Genomic DNA, 19,096 nt, shown 5'->3' on the forward strand with positions numbered 1-19,096 from the left:
CGCGAGGGAGGAGGTGGGGTGTCGGCGGTCGCCGGCCGGGCTTGGTGGAACCTTTACCGGGGCCCGGCCGTTGCCCGGATGAGATCACGCGTGAGATCAAGCAGGAGATCGCGCATGAGAGCACTCAGACGAGTACGAGCACCGAGGTGACGTCAATGGCACTGTTCGACCGGCTCAAGGACCAGGCCAAGAACCTCCAGCAGCAGGTGCAGGGCGGCGGGCACGGCACGGGCGGCGGACCCGGCGCGAGTGCGCACGGAAGCTCCCGGAGCGGCTCGCACGGCGGCTCGCGCGCCCAGCTGGTGGGTCTGTTCAAGACACAGCTCGGCTCGCTCAAGGCCGAGCTGAAGAGCGGCGCGTACCGGGACGCGAGCATGGCGATGTGCGCGCTGGTCGCGGCGGCCGACGGGCAGGTGGACGCGTCCGAGATGCAGCAGATGGAGTCGATGATCCTCACCAACGAGGTGCTGCAGAACTTCCCGCCGGAGCAGCTGCGCACCCGTTTCCACAAGCATGTGGACCAGCTCACCCGCAACTTCGCGCAGGGCAGGTCCGAGGCCCTCCAGGACATCGCCAAGGCCGCCAAGAAGCCCGCCGAGGCCCGCGCGGTGATCCAGACCGGCATCGTCATCGCGGGCGCCGACGGACACTTCTCACAGGCCGAGCAGATGGTCCTGCGGGAGGCGTGCGCGGCGTTGAACCTGAACCCGGCGGAGTTCCAGCTCTGAGGACCGGGCCCGGCGCCGGGCCGGGCCCTAGTCCCGCTGTACGTGCTCGACGTGCTCGACGTGGGTGACCTGGGTGCTCTGGGTGACCTGGGTGACCTGGTCGGCCCGGCGGTCCTCCGTCGCCCGGGCCGGCCCCGCGTTCGCCGCCAGGACCAGGGCCGCCACGGCGACCACGGCGGCTATGACGCCCCTTGCGTAACGCTCGGTGGTGCTGGTGCGTTCGAGCACGGCGACCTCGCAGTGACGACGGTGACGACAGTGGTTACGGCTTTCCCCCGCCTATTTACGTACTGCCTATTAAGCAGGCTTAATACGCCGTTTAACCTAGAGCCCGATGGAGCCCAACGGCAAGAGGCGCAGGGAGAGTTGGCCCATGTCCGACCGTGACGACCCGGAGACCATCGGGCGCAGGGTGCAGCAGCTCAGGGTCGAACGCGGGCTGACCCAACGGCAGCTCGCCGAGCCCGCCTACACCGCCGCCTACATCTCCACCCTGGAGTCCGGCCGGGTCCGCCCCTCCGACCAGGCGCTGCGCCATCTCGCCGACCGGCTCGACGTCGCCTTCGACGAGCTGGCCACCGGCCGCCCCGCCCGCCTCGTCACCGACCTGCGGCTGCGGCTCATCGAGGCCCAGCGCACCCTGGCCAACGGCGACACCGAGGAGGCCGCCCGCAGCTACGCCACCCTGCTCGCCGAGGCCGAGGAGCTCCAGCTCGCCGAGGCGCAGTACGACGCCCTGATCGGACTCGGCGAGTCGGCCGTGGAGAGCGGCGAACTCATCGAAGGACGCCGGTACTTCGAACGGGCCGAGCGGGTCTTCGCCGACGCCCCGCTGCCCGCCCGGGTGCCCGCGCTGCGCGGTCGCGCCCTCTCCCACTACCTCGCCGGTGAACTCCGGTACGCCGTCTACCTGCTGGAGTCCACCCTCGACGAGCTCAACCGCGGCGGGCTGCACGACCCCGACGCCCTGCTGCTGCTCTACGCCAGCATCATCGGCCCCTACATGGACATGGGCGCCCACGCCCGCGCCGCCCAGGCCGCCGAACTCGCCCTCGCCCTCGCCCCGCAGGCCGGCGACCCGGCCCTGGTCGCCCGGATGCACCGCTCGGTCGCCCGCACCCTCATCGCCGAGGGCCGGGTCGTCGAGGCCGACGCCTCCCTCGCCAAGGCCGCCGAGCTCTACCGCGGGCTGCAACTGCGCACGGAACTCGCCAACTGCCACTGGATGCGCGGGTACGTCTGCGCCCAGAACGGCGAACTGGAGCGCGCCGAGGCCGAGTTGAGGCAGGCGCTCGCCATGCTGTCCGCCAAGCGCGCCGCCCTCTACTCCAGCCAGGCCGCCGTCGAACTCGCCGACGTACTGCACCGGCGCGGCAAGTCCGAGGAGGCCGCGGCCCTCCTGCACGACGTGCTGGGCGACCTGTCCTCGGAACGCGGCGCCGTCCACTCCGCCGCCGCGCACCGGCTGCTCGGCATCATCGCCGAGGACGCCCGCGACCCGGAGACCGCCGAGGAGCACTACGTCCGCGCCCTGAGCCTGCTGGAACGGGCCGGCGCCGCCGGTGACCTGGCCGACCTGTGCCGGCTGCTGGGGGACCTGCTGCGCCGGGAGGGGAGGGTGGAAGCGGCCCTCGACGCCTACCGCACGGGCCTCGGCCACCGAACGGCCCCCGGCACCACCACCCTCGGCCCCGCCCCCGCACAACCGCCCCTGTGACCACCGTCGGCCCGGCCCGGCCCGGCCCGCGCCCAACGCCGGCCGTGACGGCCCCCGACCCCGCACCCGCACAGCCTCCTCCTTGGCCATCCCGACCCTCCCCACAGCACCCACCGGTTAGCCTCCCGGGGGCGAGAGAACAACCGACAGGGCGAGTGCGTGGAGAATCAGAGGACGGTGGCCGACGGGCTGCGGATCGCCGTGCGTGCGCTCGTGTACGCCGTCGTCGGCGGGGCCGCGCTCCTCGCCATCGCGACCGTCGCCTCCGTGCTCGGCCCCACCCTCGCCCTCGACCTCTACACCCCGCCCGTCGCCGCCTGGTGGACCGTCTTCACCGCGATCACCGTGCAGGGCGTGCCGTTCCTGCTGCTGGGCACAGTCGTCTCCGCGGCCATCGGCGCCTTCGTGCCGGAGCGGGTGTTCACCCGCCTGCTGCCCCGCAACCAGGCCCTCGCCGTGCCGGTCGCGGGCGCGGCGGGGGTCGTGCTGCCGGGGTGCGAGTGCGCGTCGGTGCCGGTGGCGGGGAGCCTGATGCGCCGCGGGGTCGCCCCGGCCGCCGCCCTCGCCTTCCTGCTCTCCGCGCCCGCGATCAACCCCGTGGTGCTGGTGGCCACGTCGATCGCCTTCCCCGGCCGGCCGGAGATGGTGCTCGGCCGGCTCGTCGCCTCTCTCGCCACGGCCGTGGTGATGGGCTGGCTGTGGGCCAGGTTCGGCAAGCAGGAGTGGCTGCGGCCACCCGAGCGGCACGCCCCCGAGGCCCGGGGCGTCAAGGCCTTCGGCGCCGGACTCCAGCACGACTTCCTGCACGCCGGCGGCTTCCTGGTGCTCGGCGCGGCGGCTGCGGCGACCTTCAACATCGCCGTACCGAGGTCCGTGCTCGACCTGTTCACCGGCTCGGTCTGGCTGTCGGTGCTGCTGCTGGCCGTCCTCGCGGTCGTGCTGTGCGTGTGCAGCGAGGCGGACGCGTTCGTGGCGGCCTCGCTCAGCGGCTTCTCACCCACCGCGCGGCTGGCGTTCATGGTGGTCGGCCCGATGGTCGACCTGAAGCTGATCGCGCTCCAGGCGGGCACCTTCGGGCGGGCCTTCGCGCTGCGGTTCTCGGCGGTGACCTGGGTCGTGGCCGTGGTGAGCAGTGTGCTCGTGGGGTGGTGGCTGCTGTGAGGCGATACGGTTCCGCGCTGATCCTGGTGCTGGTCGGGGCGGCGATCCTGCGGATCTCGGCGTTCAGCGCGCTGTATCTGCGGTATGTGCAGGCGGGGCTGCGTCCCTACCTGGTGCTGTCGGGCGTGGTGCTCGTGTCGCTGGGCGTCGCGATGGCCGTCGTACGACGTACGGAGCACCGGCACGACCACGGCCACGAGGACGACCACCACGGCCAGGAGGACGATCCCGGCCATGAGGACGGTCACGGGCAGGGGCACGGTCATGGGCAGGGGCACGGTCATGGCCCCGGTGTGGCCTGGCTGCTCACCCTCCCCGCGCTCGCCCTGCTGCTCTTCCCGCCACCCGCCCTCGGCTCCTACAGCGCCGAACGCGAGGCGGCGCAGCGGGCCGCGCAGGGTGTCGGGACCTTCCCGGCGCTGCCCGCCGGGGACCCGGTGGAGCTGACCGTGGGCGAGTTCAGCTCGCGGGCCGTCTACGACAGCGGACGGTCGCTGAAAGGCCGCACGGTGCGGCTGACCGGTTTCGTGACCCACGGCGACGACGGCACCTGGTACGTCACCCGGCTGCTCGTCTCCTGCTGCGCCGCCGACGCGAGCGCCGGCAAGGTCGAGATCCGCGGCGCCGACGCGCTGCCCGCGGACACCTGGGTCACCGTCACCGGCAGCTGGCACCCGAAGGGCGCGCTGGGCACCGACGCGGCATGGCCGCCGGTGCTGGACGCCACGTCGGTCACGCAGGTGAAGGAGCCGGCGGACCCGTACGAGAAGAGGTGACGGGGCGGCCACCGCTCTGATGACCAGAGGTGGCCGCCCCTTGCGAGGACGCGCGGCTCCCCTGCGCGATCCTCGCCCGGCGTCCCCGGTCCCGCGCGGAGCGGCGGGAGACGCTCCGTTCGGCGTCGCGGGCACGGGGAGACAGGCTTGTGGGGGTCCAGGTGGTGTCGGGTCACCCGAGGCACGGGGTGAGGGCACGTGGGCAGCGGCAAGCGCGCCTCCGGCACCGGAGGGACTCCGTGGGCAGCCGCGTCCTGACACGCACCACAACTGACGGTAGCGACCCCGACACGGTCGTGTGAAGCCCTCTTCGTGAACACCCCTTCGTGAAAGCCGACGAGCACCGGACGGGGCACTCGCCCCGTTTTCACGGGACCCTCAACCGCCGAAACGCTTCCCGGCCCCCGCCGCGTGCCCCGACCCTTGCAGCGGTGGCCAGCCCCGGGAGGCGACGGACCGGTCCCCGTCGTGTGCCTTGCTCCTTGCTGCGGCGAGCCGGCCCCGGGGGCTGTGGAGCGGCCCCGGCGCGAGCCTCCATCCCTGCTGCGGCGGGTCCGCCTCGGCAGGCCGTGGAGTGGTTCTAGACCTGGACGCGGGCCTGTTTGCGTACGTCCGTCAGGCGGCTGGCGGCCAGTTCCGCCACCGCCTGGGTGACCTCGGGGTAGACGTCGCCCAGGCCGCCGTTGGTGAGGAGCAGCGCGTCGTCGCCGACGCGGACGGCGGCCACGTCGAGGGTGAGCGTGGTCTCGTCGCCGTCCGCGGTCTCCCCGGTCAGCGTGACCCGCAGGGCCTGTCGGGCGTCCCCGATCTCCGGCAGCCGCGCGTCGCTGACGGTGGCGTTCTGGGCGGCGCCGGTGGCGGTCGCGGCGGTGAACGTCGCGCACTTCTTCGGCAGCGTCTTCAGCCAGGCCAGCGTCCTGTCGACGTCGGCGGGGCGCACGGCGACGACCTGGTGGTGCAGCTGGGCGTCGTTCCAGGTGTCGTCGAGCCCGGTCGCGGCCCGCACATGGGCGCCCGCGCCGAAGAGCTGCTCGGAGTAGAGGGCGTCGAGCAGTTTCTGGCAGTCGGGCGTGTCGGTGGTGGCCTTGAGCAGCCCGTCCCGCCAGGTGGCGGCGCCCTCGGTGGGGGCCCAGGGCTCACCGAGGTCCGCGTCGGTGATGAGCGCGGCCTGCGCCTGGGCGGGGGTGAGGGCGGGGGCGGACGCCGGGGTGGGAGGTGCCGTCGTGGGGGGTGCGGACGTCTTGGCCTGGGTGGGGGTGGGGGTGGGGGTGGCCGGGGCGGCCTTCTCCGTGGTGATGGCGGAGCAGGCGGTGGCGGCGAGGGGGAGGGGCAGGGCCAGGGCGAGGGCGAGGAGGGCGCGGCGGGTCATGGCTCAACGGGAGCATCGCGGGTCGGGGGGCACCACCGCTCCGGTCTGGATGGGTTACCCGGCGCACCTGAAAAGCCCTCGCCCCGCTCGCCGCCCCCTTGTTACGGTCCTCCCATGAAGCGCGCCAACCCGTCTGCCACGACGACGCCGGACCTGGTCCCGGCGCGCTGACACCTGAGCTGACGCGAACCCCGGGGCGAGTGCCCCGGGGTTTTCGCTGTGGTGCGCTCGTCTCCTGAACCGAGGAGAACGCCATGTACGACCACCGCCGACTCGGCCGCGAACTCGACCTGTTCGACACCGACCCCCTCATGGGCGCCGGGCTGCCGTACTGGCTGCCGGACGGGGCCGTCGTGCGGCACACCCTGGAGGAGTACGTCCGGGCGGCCGAGCGCGCGGGCGGCTATCGGCACGTGTACTCGCCGGTGCTCGGGAAGCGGGAGCTGTACGAGATCTCGGGGCACTGGGACCACTACAGCGAGGACATGTTCCCGCCCATGAAGCTCGGCGGCGAGGAGGTCGTGCTGCGGCCCAGCCTCTGTCCGCACCACGCCCTCATCTACCGCTCGCGCTCCCACTCGTACCGTGAACTACCCCTCCGCATCGCCGAGTTGGGCGGCATGTACCGCTCCGAGCTCTCCGGTGTGCTCGGCGGCCTCACCCGCGTCCGGGCCATCCAGCTCAACGACGCCCATATCTTCTGCACCCTGGACCAGGCCGTCGAGGAGGCCCGCGCCGCCCTCGCCCTCATCCGCCGCGCCTACGCCGACCTCGGCATCCGCGCCGCCAGGTACCGGCTGTCCCTGCCGGGGGAGGGCAACAAGTACGTGGCCGACCCGGGGCTGTGGCGCCGGGCCACCGCACTGCTCGAACAGGTCCTGGACGGGGTCGAGTACGAGGCCGTCGCGGGCGAGGCCGCCTTCTACGGGCCGAAGATCGATGTGCAGATCGTCGACTCCGCCGGACGCGAGTCCACCCTCTCCACCGTCCAGATCGACTTCCACCAGCCCGAACGCTTCGACCTGCACTACATCGGCCCCGACGGGGCGAAGCACCGCCCGGTCATGGTGCACCGCAGCATCATCGGCAGCGTCGAGCGGGCCGTCGCGCATCTCGTCGAGGAGCACGGCGGGGCGTTCCCGGCCTGGCTCGCGCCGGTGCAGCTGGCCGTGCTGCCGGTGGCGGAGGAGCAGGCGGAGCGGGCGGCGCAGGTCGTACGCCGCGCTCTCGGCCTCGGGCTGCGGGCCGAGCTCGCCGGCCCCGAGCACGGCACCCTCGGTGCCCGCATCCGGGCGGCGCGGCTCGTGCCGTACGTCGCGGTGGTCGGGGCGCGGGAGGCCGACGGCGATCTGGCCGCCGTACGGCTGCGGGACGGGCGGCGGCCCGGGGCGGTGCCGGTGGACGAGCTGCTGCACCGCCTGCGGTCGGTCGTCGAGGCGCGCGGCGCCGAGCTGTGGGCGGCCGTGTGAGGCCGCGTCGGGGCACAGGCTCTAAGGTCGGGCACACGACGGAAGGAGTCCCCGTGACCGGCCAGCCCATCCCCGTGATCATCGACTGCGACACCGGGGTCGACGACGCGCTCGCCCTGCTGTTCGCCGTACGCCACCCCGGTCTCGACGTCCGCGCGATCACCTGCGTGGCCGGGAACACCGACGTGGACGGGGTCGTACGCAACACGCTGACCGTGCTGGAGGCGGCCGGGGCCGGGGACATCCCCGTCGCGCGGGGTGCCGAGCGGCCGTTGATCGAGCCGGTGCGCACCGCCTCGCACGTGCACGGGCAGGACGGCATGGGCGACCTCGGGCTGCCCGCGCCGACCCGGCGCCCGGTGGACCTGGACGCGGTGGCCCTGCTGCGGCGGGAGATCCTCGCCTCGCCGCGGCCGGTGACGCTGATCCCCACCGCCCCGCTGACCAACATCGCGCTGCTGCTGCGGACCCACCCGGAGGTGACCCGCAACATCGAGCGGATCGTGTTCATGGGCGGCGCGGTGGAGGTCGGCAACGCCACCCCCGTCGCCGAGTTCAACGTGTGGCACGACCCGGAGGCCGCCGCGATCCTGCTCACCGCCGGGGTGCCGATCACCATGTACGGCCTCGACGTCTTCCGGCAGGTCATCGTGCCCGCCGCCGACGTACAGCGGCTGCGGGACAGCTCCGACCCCCGGCTGCGGCTGGCCGGTGAACTCCTCGCCCACCGTGACCCGGCCACGTCGGGCGATCCCACCCCCACCGGCGGCCTCGGCGACGCGGGCGCGGTGTGCGCGGTGGCCGACCCCGGCGGCATCACCACCAGCCTGCTGCCCGTCGAGGTCTCCCTCGCCCCCGGCCCGACCCGCGGCCAGACGATCGTCGACCGCCGACCCCGCCCCGGCGAGGCCGAACTCCACGAGGGCGAACGCGACCGCCACATGGTGGACGTCGCGCTGACGGTCAACGTCGAGCGCTACGTGAAGCTGTGGCTCTCCACGGTGGAAGGGCTGTGATTGGCGAGTTTGTCTCCGGGCCAGAAATCGTGACCAGGCACTTTCCGGGCCCGTGGTGAAACAAACTCGCCAATCGTCTGGGCCCTTACGCGCGCGTCGCCTTCCGGCGCCGCGTGGCGAGGACGATCGCGCCGCCGCCCACCAGCAGCGCCGCCGCGCCGCCGACGATGACGGGGGTGTTGCTGTTGGCGCCGGTCTCCGCGAGGTCGCCACCGCCGCCGTTCGGGGTGGCGGCCGGGGCGGTCGTCGACTCCGAGGCGGACGGGGCCGGGGTGTCGGAGGACTCCGACTCCGAGGGGGTCTCCGACGGCGTCGCCGAAGGCGTCTCGGACTCGGACGCCGGCGGGGTGGTCTCCTCGGCCGGGGTGGACTCGGAGGCCGACGGGGTCGGGGTCGGGGTCGGCGACGGCTGGGCCGTGCAGTCCTTCGTGCCGCCGTTCCAGGCCGCGATCAGCTTGTCCTTGATGACCGGGTGGTCCGGGCCCTTGGGCAGGTCGCCGTGCTGGAAGCCGTCGTTGGCGTCGAGCTTGCCGTCGAACTTCGTGGCGCCCCGGTAGAGGTCGATCTGGGCGTAGCAGCCCTGGTCGGGGATGGCGATGTCGAGGGTGTCGCTCTGGCCGGCCTTGACGGTCACGGTGTCGAAGTCGTGGAAGACCTGCTCGCCGGAGGTGGCGAAGGTCGGACCGTGCGCCCGGTAGGAGGCGAGGGAGGCCGTGCAGGTGGACGCGTTGCCGGCGGTGCGGACCGTGACGTGCACCTTGCCGTCGTCGGTCGGCTTGAGGTTCTGGTCGTCGACCTTGACCGAGGGGAAGAAGTTCTTGCCGTCGAGGGAGAACTCGCAGAGCTCGGTTCCCGTCTCGGTGCCGGCGCCCGTGCCGGGCTTGTAGCTGCCGCCGTCGTCCCAGCCCTTTCCGCCGGGGCAGTCGGTGGCCGAGGCGACGGAGGCGGTGAAGGCGCAGATGGCGAGCGTCGCGGCGCCCGTCCCCAGCAGGCGGCGCACGGTGACACGTCTCGCTATGGACATGCGTATCCCATCAGGGTGGAGTGAACTGAGAGGCGCTGCGGAACGCTGCAGAGCGCAAAAGGGCGCTCGGAAACATTGGACCCATTGGTCAATATGAGTCACACGCACAACAGCGTGCGGCCATCGTGGATCTCCTGCCGGAACGCTGTCAACCTGCGGGAATACAAGCCCTGTTCAACAGTCATCACAATTCCGCCACACAGGGAACGCACTGCTCCGCGAAGTGTCCGGGTTCGCCCGGGCCCGACGGTGGACACATTCCCCTTTGTATGTCTATGCCGCCCGCGTGGAACAGCGAGGAGCACGTGTGATCCCCGACCTCTCGTCCAAGGACCCGAACTGGTGGCGACAGGCCGTCATCTACCAGATCTACCCCCGCAGCTTCGCCGACGCGGACGGCGACGGGCTCGGGGACCTGAAGGGCGCGACCGAACGCCTCACCCATCTCGCCGCCCTCGGCGTCGACGCCCTGTGGCTGAGCCCCTTCTACCCCTCCGAACTCGCCGACGGCGGCTACGACGTCGCGGACCACCGTGACGTCGACCCGCGCCTGGGCACCCTCGGCGACTTCGACGCCCTGGTCGCCGAGGCCCACCGCCTCGGGCTGAAGGTCGTCGTCGACCTCGTCCCCAACCACAGCTCCCACCGGCACGCGTGGTTCCAGGAGGCCCTCGCCGCCGGACCCGGCTCCGCCGCCCGCGACCGGTACGTCTTCCGCGACGGCCGCGGCGCGCACGGCGAACTCCCGCCCACCGACTGGCAGTCCGTCTTCGGCGGCAGCGCCTGGAAACGCGTCCCGGACGGCCAGTGGTACCTCCACCTCTTCGCCCCCGAACAGCCCGACTTCAACTGGGGCCACGACGAGGTCCGCGCCGACTTCCGCACCACCCTGCGCTTCTGGTCCGACCGGGGCGTCGACGGCTTCCGGGTGGACGTCGCCCACGCCCTCGCCAAGGACCTCGCCGAGCCCCTGCGCGACCTCGGCGACCTCCCCGGCGTCGCGGAGGACGCCCTGGACCGGGTGGCGCCGGGCAGCCACCCCTACTGGGACCGCGACGAGGTCCATGAGATCTACCGCGACTGGCGCCGGGTCCTGGACTCCTACTCCCCGCCCCGCATGGCCGTCGCCGAGGTCTGGGTGCCGACCGCGCGCCGCGCCGCCTACGCCCGCCCGGACGAACTGGGCCAGGCCTTCAACTTCGAGTACCTGGAGACCGGCTGGGACGCCGGCGCGCTCCGCGAGGTGATCAGTGACTCGCTGCGCACCGCGCACGCCGCCGGCGCCTCGGCCACCTGGGTGCTGTCCAACCACGACGTCGTCCGCCACGCCTCGCGCCTGATGCTCCCGCCGGGCACCGACGAGAACGCCTGGCTGCTGTCCGGCGGCCACGCCCCCGGGGTCGACCGGGCGCGGGGGCTGCGGCGGGCTCGCGCCGCGACGCTGCTCATGCTGGCCCTGCCGGGTTCGTCGTACCTCTACCAGGGCGAGGAGCTCGGTCTGCCCGAGGTCGCCGACCTGCCCGTCGAGGTGCTCCAGGACCCGGTCTGGGAGCAGACCGGGCGGGTCCGCAAGGGCCGCGACGGCTGCCGGGTGCCGCTGCCGTGGACGCGCACCGGTCCGTCGTACGGCTTCGGGGCGGGCGGCGCCTGGCTGCCGCAGCCGGAGTACTTCGCCGCCTGCGCCGTCGAGGCGCAGGACGGCGTCGAGGGCTCCACCCTGGAGCTGTACCGCACGGCCCTGAGGCTGCGCCGCAAGCTGCTGGAGGGCGAGACACTGACCTGGACGGCCGGCGGCCCGCCCGGTGTGCTGGACTTCGCCCGGCACGACGGCTGGCGGTGCGTGACGAACCTGTCGGACCGGCCCGTCGCCCTGCCGGACGGGGAAGTGCTGGTCGCCAGCGGCCCGTTGGAGGACGGGCTGCTGGGAGCGGACACCACGGTGTGGCTGGCGTAGGGAGGGTGCTCAGCCGATCGTCGGACTCGGACTCGGGGTCGCACCCGCACCCGAACCCGCGGCCTCGCCCGGGATCGCGATCGGCGTGGACGTCGGGTTGGGCGGCGGGCTCAGCACGACCATGGGCGCGCCGGGCTGCGGGGCCGGCGGCGTCAGGTCGGTGTCCGGGAGCTTCGGCGGGGTGGTCTGCTGGAAGAGGGCCTGGTCGAAGCTGACGAAGCCGGTCTTCTCCATGACCGTCATGTGGTCCAGGACCGTGTCGTTGGCCATGTCGGCCAGCGAGCGCACCAGCGAGTTCTTGGTGGTGGAGCGGATCTTCGCGATCGCGTTGAAGATCGAACCGTGCGTCGTGCGCAGGATGTTGGCGAAGTTCGAGTCGAACTCCCTGCCGGAGCTGCTCTCGATCGTGTTCACGAAGCCCTGCTGCTGCGGGCTCGCCACGTTCGGCAGCGTGACGTTCAGCATCGGGGCGATCTTGCGGCAGGCGGCGTCCAGGGCCGCGTGGCCGTCGATGAGGTGCCGGCCGGCCTCCTTGACCTCCGGGGTCGTCCCCTTCTCCAGGGCGACCTTGCCCAGCGGGTACTCCCACAGCCCCGCCGCGCGCACCTTCACCACGAAGTCCCGGTCCTGCTCGGTCAGCGGCCCCCACTGCGTCTGGGCGATGATGCGGTCCTGGGCGGTGGAGGCCTTGCTGACACCGAGCATCGCGGGGTACGCCAGCGCGACGATCGTCAGACTGAGCGCACCGCCCACGAAGAGCGTTCCCGTCGCGTTCCGCGAAAAGCGCACCATGGCTCCTGTCCGGTCGAGGGGTCGTACGACCCTGTGTACGGACGAGGAGCCACGGTTGTTCATGCTGTGACAGGAGCCACGTGCGCGGGGCTACTTGGGCGCGAACACCGCCGTCAGGGTGTGGCCCCACTCGTCGAAGTGGACCGCCGTGCAGCCCTCGTGGTCCTCCTCGTCGCCGCCGTAGGGCTCACCGTCGAGCAGCCAGTCCACGAAGACGTAGCCCTGGGCGGGTACGGCCTTGGCGTGGATGGTGTCGCCGTCGGCGTAGGGGCCGGTGGCGGACAGTTCGATCGTGCCCTCGCCGCCCCGGATCTCGGTCTCCAGGGTGAGGTCGCGGGGTTCGAAGACGGCGGTGAGGGTGGAGTCGTCCTCGCCGACGCGCAGGAGGATGTCGTCGTCGTCACCCGCGTAGGAGCCGTCCAGGGTCCAGCCCGCGAAGTGCCATCCGGCCTTCGGTACGGCCCTGTAGTGCAGTTCGGCGCCCTCCAGGACGGACGCCCCGGTGAGGGCCCGCGCGGCCGACTTCGTCCTGGACTTCACCGAGCCGCTGCCGGAGGACTTGGTGCTGACCGTGGAGGTGGCGCTCGTGCCCTTCTTGAAGGTCGCCTTCAGCGTGTGGTCCTTCGCGGCCATGCTCACCTTGATCGTCTTGCTGGTCGACGACTGCTTCTTGCCGTCGAGGGTCCAGTGGCTGAAGACGTAGCCCTTGGCGGGGACGGCGGTGAAGGTGGCGGTCGCCGTCTGCGCGTACGGGCCCATGATCTTCGGGACGATCCTCCCGGCGCTCGTCGAGGGCGACGAGGACGGGGTCACGTCGCACAGTGTGGCGTCGGACTTCGCGGCGCGGTAGGCGGCCACCGCCGCGGAGGACTCGTTCAGGAACCACGCGGAGTCGGCGGCGTGGGTGGCCGTCGGCTTGGTGCCGAGCTTCTGGCCGCGGTAGGTCTGGCCGTAGTTGGAGAAGCGGTTGATCCGGCCGCAGCCGCCCTTGGTGGTGGTGCGGCAGCTCGACTCGTAGGCCATCGCCGTCGACCAGTCGCCCTTCTTCGGGAAGTAGCCGCTGGCACCGTTGTTGGGCTGGTCCGGCTGGGTCGTCCAGTCGTGGTTGGCGCCGAGGTTGTGGCCGAGCTCGTGGCCGAAGCTGTAGTGCGCGATCGCGTTCTGGGCGACGATCGAGTACGCCCAGCTCGACCAGGTCGGGCCCGGGTCCGGCGGGGTGTAGCCGATGCCGCCCATCGCGTTGCCGCCGGTCACGACCGTGACCTGGTCCGCGCCGTACCGGTCGCGCAGGGTGAGCAGGTCGTCGGCGACGCCGTCGTCGGTGGCGAAGGCCAGCAGGGCGGCGTTCGACTGGGTGTCGTACTTCGCGGCGATGTTCATGTAGGCGGTGTGCACGAGGCGGACGCGGGCCTTGATACCGCTGGTGGCGAGGGCGTCGTTGGTGAGCGAGATGCCCTTGGCGATCTGGGCCTTGATCTGGCTGTCGCCGCCGGCCTCGGAGCGGGCCTTCGGCGAGTAGGCGGCCAGGACGTCGATCACGGCGATCTTGTCACTGCCCTTGCACTTGCCCTTGGGGGCCCTGCCCTCGGCCCGGCCGGCGGCGTCGGGCAGCGGGGTGAGCGGGCGGGACTGCGGGGGCACGGGACTGGCGTCGTCCTCGTCGGTGTCCGGCGTCGTCTCCATCACGGTGACGTGGCCCGGAGCGGTGGGGACGATGTCGTACATCGCGCCGCCGAGCAGGAAGCTGGCGCTGAGCTCCTCGTTGCCGCTGGTCCCGTCGCAGCCGCCCTTCAGCGCGACGATCACCGTCTGGTCGGTGGTGCCCTCGACCTCGCCGTGCCAGGTCAGGACGCCGCCGATGGTCTCCCGGGAGACCTCCGCCGCTTCCACGACGGTGTCCTCGAAGAGCGGGAAGCGGATCTCGCTGCCGAGCTCGGCCGGGCCGCAGAGACGGGCGAGAGCGGACTCGCGGACGACGGCCTCGCGCAGCCGGACGGCCTCCTTGCCGTACTCCTCGGAGTCGTCGTCGCTCTCGGCGGGGTGGGGCCAGTCCCCGGGGTTCTCGGGCGTGATGACGGAGGAGGCCAGGGCGGCGGAGGCGAGGGGGGTGCGGGCGTCGGCGGCTGTGGCCGGGCGGAGGGCTGTGGTGCCACCGAGGACGAGCGCGACCAGGGCGGTGCACGCGGCCCAACTGCGTGGGGGCATGCGGAGGACCTTTCCGTGGGATGAGATGACTGCTCTGTTCCCCGCACGGAGCCCTCCCGCCGACGACCGCCCACGGGATGCGCCCCCATCAGGCGACGGCTTCCGCCATACGGCCGCACAGCGCACGTGCCGCGGGACGGCGTCCCGCCAGAATCGCAACCGGGGGTGGGGCCGACCGACCTCGTCCGCACAGGGAGCCCGCACACGATGAGCAGGTCCAGGAACACCCTCGCCCTGGGGATCGCCGCAGCGGCCGTGCTCGCCGCCGCGTCGACCGCACCCGCGTCCGCACACGGCCGTGCGCTGGACCGCGAGCTGGGCCGCGAACCCGGCCGCCAACAAGGCCGTGCGCTGGACCGCGAGCTGGGCCGCGAACCCGGCCGTCAACAAGGCCGTGAACTGGGCCGTGAACTGTGGGGCGATGTCACGATCCTGCCCGGGCGGGAGGGCATCGTCGAGATCGCGGGCTACGAGGGGGTCGCGCTCGGCGCCGGGTCCCGGCTGACCCTGACCGCGCCCGCGGGCGCCGAGGTGCGGGCCACGCCCCTGCGCGCCCGCGGTTACCGCGGCAGCGTCGACACCGACGGGGACAGCGCGTCGTACACCTGGTCCGGTCCGGCCGGCGGACGGCCCTGGCAGGGCCGGTCCTTCCCGTTCGTGCTGGCCGTCCCCGCGGACGCCGTGCCCGGCACCCGGCTGGACGGCTGCACGACCCGCCTCACGGACGCGCGCGGCACCCGCAAGGACCGCGGGACCTGCGCGGTCACCGTCGGCCTGCCCGAACCGACGCTGACCCGGCCCGCGTCGGGCGTCGCGCTCGTCGCGCGGCCGGAGACGGGCGGTACGGCCCACCCCGGGGCGCAGATCACGGTCCGGTACGAGGACACGGAGGACGAGGGGATCACCGGGAACGGGCCGGAGCCGGGCGCCGAGGTGTGCACGGCGACGGCGGGCCGGGACGGCAGGTGGTCGTGCGTGCCGGGCGCCGCGCTGCCGGCCGGGCCGGGCCGGTTGCAGGCGACGGCGTCCTTCAACGGGGCCGCCGCGGTGAGCGAGCAGATCTATGTGGTCGTGGACGGCGGCCGGTAGGGGCCGTGGGGGCGGTCCGGGGGCGGCTCACGGCTTGGCGTGAGCGACCCTGCGCAGCACCGTCGGATAGGGCAGCGTCTCGGCGAGTTCACGGACCCGGTCCGCGCAGCCGGCGGCCTCCTCGGTGCGGCCCAGTGCCGCCAGCGCCGCCGCCTGAACGGTACGGGCCTCGCACTCGGTGACCGCCTCGCCCGCCCCGGCGGCCCGTACCGCCTCGGTCGCGGCGACCTCGGCGGCGCGCGCCGGATCGCCGGCCGTGAGGTGGGCCCAGGCGGCGAGGACCGCGACGCCGGTGCCGGACACCTCGGACAGCAGGGCGAGCGCACGGTCGGGGCGTACGTCTCGCAGCGCCAACTCGGCCTGCGCGGTGCGGACTTCGTACTCGGCCTGGCGGTCGGGGCGGCGGCTCAGACAGTCCGCGGCGCGGGCCAGCAGTTCCCGGGTGCCGGGGACTCCGGGACGGCGGGGGCCGCCGCGCAACTGGACACGGGCGAGGGCGGTCAGGGCGTACGGCAGACACCAGCCGGCGTGGGCCTGGGCCTCGTCGACGGCTTCCGTGGCGAGGGCGGCGGCCTCGGTGAACTCGCCGAGGAGGAGGTGGACTTCGGCGAGGTTGGCGCGTTCGAAGGCGGTGGCCTCGGGGTCGCCGCAGCGGTCGGCGAGGTCCAGGGCGCGGCGTCCGGTCGCGACGGCCTCGTGGAGGCGGCCGGAGCGGCGGGCGTGCTCGCGCAGGACGGAGAGGACGGCGGCGAGAAGGCGGGGGTCGCCGTGCGCCTCGGCGTACGGGAGGGCGGCGTCGGCGGTGACGCGGGCCCGGGGGAGGCGGCCGGTGAGGGCGAGGGAGGTGGACTGCTGGGCGAGGGCGCGGGCGAGGAGGGCGGCGCGGGACGCCTCGGCTCCGCGGTCGGCGTGGCTTTTCCGCTCCGCACCACTCGTGCGGCTTTCGTCGTCGGGTGCGGCCGGCCCCGGTGGGGCGGATACGCCGTCGGCGACCGCGGGACGGTCGGCTGCGGTGGGGGCGTCGCCGGTGGCCGCCCTCTCCGCCTTCCTCGCCTGCGCCAGGGAGGCTTCGTAGTCGCCGGTGACGAAGCACAGGAAGCCGCGGGCCAGGTGGTGGGAGGCGTGGAGCTGCGGGGGCGCGTCCTGGGGCGGGCGGTGGGTGTCCAGGAGCTGGAAGGCCTCCTGGTGGTGGCCCGTCTTGGCCAGGGACTCCGCCAACTGGGCCGCCGCGCGCGCCTGTTCGGCGGGGCTGCCGTGGCGGCGGAGGTCGGTCAGGGCGTCGCGCAGGACGCGGACGGCGTCCTCGTGGCGGGCCATGCGGCGCAGTACGGCCGCGTGGTCGAGGCGGATACGGGCGGCCTCGACGGCCACCGCGTCGAGACGGGCGGTGAGTTCGCCGTAATAGTGATCGGCGGTGTCGTCGGCGCCGACCGCCGCGGCCCGTCGTGCCGCCCGGTGCAGATGGTCGGCGGCCCGCGGATCGTCGGCGCCCGCGAGGTGCGCGGCCACCGCGTCGACGGCTCCGGGCCGCCGGCGCAGCAGCAACTCGGCCTATTCGCCGTGCAGTTGACGCCGCCGGGCCTGCGACAGCCCCTCCCGGCACACCAGCCGGATCAGCGGATGCCGAAAGCCCAGCCCGGCCACGGCCACCCCGTCGGCGGCCACCCGCCGCTCCTCCAGAACACCGGCGGCAAGCGCGTCCTCGATGCCGTCGACGACAGAGGCGCACGCGGCACCGGAACCCACCCCCGGTCCCACCCCGCCGGAACCACCCGCACCCACACCCGCCACCGCCGAGCCCGCCCCGCGCTCCGCACCCGGCGAAGAAAGCCGCGCGCGTGGTGCGGGTGGGCAAGGACTCCTCGACGGTGGGGCCGCGGCGGTGATCTCTGTCACCTCCGTCAGCGTCGCCACCCCGCCCGACGCCACCGCCACCACCTCGATCACCCGCCGGGCCGCCGGGCTCAGCCGGGACAGCCGGTCGTTGACCAGGAGCCGGATGCCCTCGGGCGGGGTGAGGTCCTCGTGGGAGGTGAGCGGCGTCGGTGACGTGGCCAGTTCCAGGGCGAACAACGGGTGCCCCAGGGACAGCTCCCACACCCGGTGCAGCGCGGCCGGCGTGCCGACCGGCATCGCCTCGGCCGCCAGCGTCAGGCACTCCCCGCGGTCCAGCCGCCGCAACCGCAGCCGGTGGGCCGTGCCCTGGCGGACCAGGGCGTCGAGGAGAGTCCGGCGCGGATCGGTCTCCGGCAGGTCCTCGGGGCGGTACGTCGCCAGGAAACGCAGCCGGGGGGCCGCAGGAGCCGGGGCAGGGCGGGCCAGGCGGGCCAGCAGCTGCAACGACGCCGTGTCCGCCGCGTGGACGTCGTCGAGGACGAGCAGGACGCCGCCGCCCGAACCGGGCGCGCCGCCCGAACCGGGCGCCGCGGCCAGCGCCAGCAGCCCCGAGACCGCCGAATGGATACGCTCCCGCTCGTACTCCGGCCCCCCGCCCCACGCCGGCGCCGACCCGGTCCGGCCCAGCGCGGGCAGCAGGGCCGCCAGTTCGGGGTACTCCGCGGCGATCCCGGCCCGGTCCTCGACCGAGCGTCCCGCGAGCCAGCCCTCCAGGGCCTCCACGAACAGCCCGTACGGCGCCTGCGGCCCCTCGTCGTGGCCCGCGCCCCACAGCACGGCCGCCCCGTTCGCCGCCGCCCGCCGTGCCGCCTCCGCGGCCAGCCGTGTCTTGCCGATGCCGGCCTCGCCGGCGATCACCGACAGGGCGGGGCGGGCGGGGTTGAGCAGGCGTTCCAGCTCCGCCCGGCGGCCCACGAACGGTGCCTCGGAGAGGGAGCGCAGCACGGCCGGGGGCGGGGGCGCCGGGCGCGCGGGGGCGGGACGTCGTACCGCCGTCGGGTCCGTGGCCAGGGCCGCGCGGTGCAGTGCCTCCGTCTCGGGGCCGGGCAGCACGCCCCACTCGGAGTCCAGGGCGCGCCGGCACCGGTGGTACTGGGCGAGCGCGCGGCGGCGCATGCCCTGGCGGAGGTAGGCGGCGATGAGCACCCGGTGGGCGCGTTCCTCGGCGGCGCTGTCGGCCAGGACGGCACGGGCGGTGGCCGCGGCCCGCTCGGTCTCGCCGTCCGCCAGACAGGATTCGGCGAGCGCGAGCCGTACCGAGTCCCGCAGCGCGTCGAGGCTCTCCCGCCGGGCCTGCACCCAGGGGGTGTAGCGGTGCTCGGGGAGCAGCTCACCGGTGAACGCCTGCAGGGCGCGGGCCAGCTCGGCGGTGCTGCCGGAGCGCAGCGCCCGCTCGGCGAGGCGCTCGGCGTGGTCGGCGTCGATCCACACCGTCTCGGCCGGCAGCCGCAGCAGCGCGCCCTCGCCGACCAGGTACGCGGAGGGCAGCCGCGGGGTCAGCTCGGGTTCCAGGGCGCGGCGGGCGGCGTGCAGGGCGACGCGGAGGCTGCCGAGGGCGGCGGGGGTGCCGGCGGTGTCGGGCCAGCACATCTCGATGATCTCCTCGCGGTGCCGGACGCGGCCCGGGGAGACGGCGAGCAGCTCGACGAGCCGCCGGGCGCTGGGCCGGGGCCAGCGCGCGGCCACGGGGGCGCCGTCGGCGCGTTCGGCACGGAAGCCGCCGAGCAGGTACAGCCGCAGGACGGGCGGCGTCGTACGCCGTCCGCCGTCGTCCGCCGGCTGTGTATTTCCGCTGGTCATGAGGGCGGCACTCTAGCCCGGCTTCCTGCTCCGGCGGGATTCGCGGTCGCCTGCGCGGCAGTCGGCGGGCGGCGGGCGGCAGGCGGTGAGGGTGAGGGGG

At 73.8% G+C, this 19,096-nt stretch carries 15 protein-coding genes; 8 read left to right on the forward strand and 7 right to left on the reverse strand.

The window, feature by feature from the left end; translation table 11 throughout:
* The first annotated feature begins 155 nt into the window (after nucleotides 1-155).
* Complete coding sequence (locus DI272_RS23565) at nucleotides 156-728, forward strand: tellurite resistance TerB family protein (protein ID WP_109497276.1); 573 nt, start codon at nucleotides 156-158, stop codon at nucleotides 726-728.
* 27 nt (nucleotides 729-755) lie between these two features.
* Here the strand turns inward: DI272_RS23565 and DI272_RS23570 are convergent, their stop codons facing one another.
* Nucleotides 756-956, reverse strand: a complete 201-nt coding sequence (locus DI272_RS23570) for a hypothetical protein (RefSeq protein WP_109497277.1) — start codon at nucleotides 954-956, stop codon at nucleotides 756-758.
* Nucleotides 957-1,101: 145 nt separating this feature from the next.
* Between DI272_RS23570 and DI272_RS23575 the strand changes: the two genes are divergently transcribed.
* The 3 genes from DI272_RS23575 to DI272_RS23585 all read left to right on the forward strand — a co-directional run bounded on the left by DI272_RS23575 (nucleotide 1,102) and on the right by DI272_RS23585 (nucleotide 4,382).
* Entirely contained in the window at nucleotides 1,102-2,445 is a 1,344-nt protein-coding gene (locus DI272_RS23575) for a helix-turn-helix domain-containing protein (protein ID WP_109497278.1), read from the forward strand.
* Between the two features lie 159 nt (nucleotides 2,446-2,604).
* Complete coding sequence (locus DI272_RS23580; RefSeq protein ID WP_109497279.1) at nucleotides 2,605-3,606, forward strand: permease; 1,002 nt, start codon at nucleotides 2,605-2,607, stop codon at nucleotides 3,604-3,606.
* Entirely contained in the window at nucleotides 3,603-4,382 is a 780-nt protein-coding gene (locus DI272_RS23585; protein WP_109497280.1) for a TIGR03943 family putative permease subunit, read from the forward strand. The genes DI272_RS23580 and DI272_RS23585 overlap by 4 nt, the downstream gene beginning before the upstream one ends.
* A gap of 580 nt (nucleotides 4,383-4,962) precedes the next feature.
* Here DI272_RS23585 and DI272_RS44230 read toward each other — a convergent pair.
* On the reverse strand, nucleotides 4,963-5,751 hold the full coding sequence (locus DI272_RS44230; RefSeq protein ID WP_146238382.1) for a hypothetical protein: 789 nt from the start codon (nucleotides 5,749-5,751) through the stop codon (nucleotides 4,963-4,965).
* Between the two features lie 254 nt (nucleotides 5,752-6,005).
* Between DI272_RS44230 and thrS the strand changes: the two genes are divergently transcribed.
* Together thrS and DI272_RS23605 are read left to right on the forward strand one after the other, a co-directional pair.
* The gene (gene thrS, locus DI272_RS23600; protein WP_109497283.1) at nucleotides 6,006-7,220 is read left to right on the forward strand and encodes a threonine--tRNA ligase; all 1,215 of its coding nucleotides are present in this window, start codon (nucleotides 6,006-6,008) and stop codon (nucleotides 7,218-7,220) included.
* Between the two features lie 53 nt (nucleotides 7,221-7,273).
* Nucleotides 7,274-8,236, forward strand: coding sequence for a nucleoside hydrolase (locus tag DI272_RS23605; RefSeq protein ID WP_109497284.1), 963 nt, complete (start codon nucleotides 7,274-7,276; stop codon nucleotides 8,234-8,236).
* 85 nt (nucleotides 8,237-8,321) lie between these two features.
* Here the strand turns inward: DI272_RS23605 and DI272_RS23610 are convergent, their stop codons facing one another.
* Nucleotides 8,322-9,260: an LAETG motif-containing sortase-dependent surface protein gene (locus tag DI272_RS23610; RefSeq protein ID WP_109497285.1), complete on the reverse strand. Its 939-nt coding sequence runs from the start codon at nucleotides 9,258-9,260 to the stop codon at nucleotides 8,322-8,324.
* Nucleotides 9,261-9,570: 310 nt separating this feature from the next.
* Between DI272_RS23610 and DI272_RS23615 the strand changes: the two genes are divergently transcribed.
* Nucleotides 9,571-11,214, forward strand: a complete 1,644-nt coding sequence (locus DI272_RS23615; protein ID WP_109500994.1) for an alpha-amylase family glycosyl hydrolase — start codon at nucleotides 9,571-9,573, stop codon at nucleotides 11,212-11,214.
* 9 nt (nucleotides 11,215-11,223) lie between these two features.
* On the opposite strand, the gene DI272_RS23620 is transcribed toward DI272_RS23615, so the two are convergent.
* Together DI272_RS23620 and DI272_RS23625 are read right to left on the reverse strand one after the other, a co-directional pair.
* Entirely contained in the window at nucleotides 11,224-12,006 is a 783-nt protein-coding gene (locus DI272_RS23620; RefSeq protein WP_181387294.1) for a DUF4142 domain-containing protein, read from the reverse strand.
* A gap of 90 nt (nucleotides 12,007-12,096) precedes the next feature.
* Nucleotides 12,097-14,211 carry a M12 family metallo-peptidase gene (locus DI272_RS23625; RefSeq protein WP_109497286.1) on the reverse strand — a complete coding sequence of 705 codons (2,115 nt, stop codon included), beginning with the start codon at nucleotides 14,209-14,211 and terminating at the stop codon, nucleotides 12,097-12,099.
* A gap of 207 nt (nucleotides 14,212-14,418) precedes the next feature.
* On the opposite strand from DI272_RS23625, the gene DI272_RS23630 reads away from it, so the two are divergent.
* On the forward strand, nucleotides 14,419-15,300 hold the full coding sequence (locus tag DI272_RS23630) for a carboxypeptidase regulatory-like domain-containing protein (RefSeq protein WP_258314641.1): 882 nt from the start codon (nucleotides 14,419-14,421) through the stop codon (nucleotides 15,298-15,300).
* A 27-nt stretch (nucleotides 15,301-15,327) separates the two neighbouring features.
* On the opposite strand, the gene DI272_RS44610 is transcribed toward DI272_RS23630, so the two are convergent.
* Both DI272_RS44610 and DI272_RS23640 read right to left on the reverse strand, forming a co-directional pair.
* The gene (locus DI272_RS44610) at nucleotides 15,328-16,845 is read right to left on the reverse strand and encodes a hypothetical protein (RefSeq protein ID WP_109497287.1); all 1,518 of its coding nucleotides are present in this window, start codon (nucleotides 16,843-16,845) and stop codon (nucleotides 15,328-15,330) included.
* 6 nt (nucleotides 16,846-16,851) lie between these two features.
* Nucleotides 16,852-18,996: an AAA family ATPase gene (locus DI272_RS23640; protein WP_109497288.1), complete on the reverse strand. Its 2,145-nt coding sequence runs from the start codon at nucleotides 18,994-18,996 to the stop codon at nucleotides 16,852-16,854.
* Nucleotides 18,997-19,096: the final 100 nt, after the last annotated feature.

The sequence above is a fragment of the Streptomyces sp. Act143 genome (assembly GCF_003143935.1).
Taxonomy (GTDB): Bacteria; Actinomycetota; Actinomycetes; order Streptomycetales; family Streptomycetaceae; genus Streptomyces.

Coding starts and splice junctions, on each gene's coding strand:
- DI272_RS23625 (WP_109497286.1), bottom strand. CDS start 14,211: ATGCCCCCACGCAGTTGGGCCGCGTGCACCGCCCTGGTCGCGCTCGTC.
- DI272_RS23630 (WP_258314641.1), top strand. CDS start 14,419: ATGAGCAGGTCCAGGAACACCCTCGCCCTGGGGATCGCCGCAGCGGCC.
- DI272_RS44230 (WP_146238382.1), bottom strand. CDS start 5,751: ATGACCCGCCGCGCCCTCCTCGCCCTCGCCCTGGCCCTGCCCCTCCCC.
- DI272_RS23620 (WP_181387294.1), bottom strand. CDS start 12,006: ATGGTGCGCTTTTCGCGGAACGCGACGGGAACGCTCTTCGTGGGCGGT.
- DI272_RS23575 (WP_109497278.1), top strand. CDS start 1,102: ATGTCCGACCGTGACGACCCGGAGACCATCGGGCGCAGGGTGCAGCAG.
- DI272_RS23640 (WP_109497288.1), bottom strand. CDS start 18,996: ATGACCAGCGGAAATACACAGCCGGCGGACGACGGCGGACGGCGTACG.
- thrS (WP_109497283.1), top strand. CDS start 6,006: ATGTACGACCACCGCCGACTCGGCCGCGAACTCGACCTGTTCGACACC.
- DI272_RS23610 (WP_109497285.1), bottom strand. CDS start 9,260: ATGTCCATAGCGAGACGTGTCACCGTGCGCCGCCTGCTGGGGACGGGC.
- DI272_RS23565 (WP_109497276.1), top strand. CDS start 156: ATGGCACTGTTCGACCGGCTCAAGGACCAGGCCAAGAACCTCCAGCAG.